Genomic DNA, 525 nt, shown 5'->3' with positions numbered 1-525 from the left:
CTTGAAGACAAAGCGGCCGCCGACGGATGCCGCGCCGGTTTCCCTTGAAGCATTGCCGTCGCRAAACAGCTCTTCTGCTCCCGCAACATCGTTGGCAATCTCCACGCGCGTGATCATCAGGAATCTCGCGAGACTGCTTTCATCCTCGTAGTTGTACGAGTACTTGATCTCGAAGTCTCCGCCAGGAAAGGCGCGCGTGATCCAATGCTCTTGTCGTGCATCGAACTCCATGGAGAAGCCCGCATCGATGAGATCGCGAACACCCATCGCCAGCCGCTTTTCGTCGGCGGTGGGCTTGCGAAACTTGACGCCGGCTTTCGCATACATGTAGTGGATGCGAACGTCCTCGCAGGCCTCCTTGATTCGTCGTCGGATCTTGCGCAGTTGCAGCAGCATGTGAGATGCACATCGTTTGAAGCCAGGCGCAATCGTCTCATGCGATGGGCCAGGGCTGCGCGAGCTGTGCTGGCATCAGCGGGCCAAGCCGAGATGAGGAGCGAGGGCTGCATCAAACCTGCTGTACGC

1 protein-coding gene is annotated in these 525 nt (G+C 58.6%); it reads right to left on the bottom strand.

Features of this window, described 5'->3' with window-relative positions; genetic code table 11:
- A partial coding sequence (locus tag AC1D15_RS36580; protein WP_477829947.1) for a hypothetical protein occupies positions 1-396 on the bottom strand: 396 nt, incomplete at its 3' end.
- Positions 397-525 lie beyond the last annotated feature (129 nt).

This window comes from Rhizobacter sp. P2_H2 (assembly GCF_056403375.1).
Note: the sequence above shows the minus strand (reverse complement) of the source record. Positions and strands in the feature narration are given on the sequence as shown.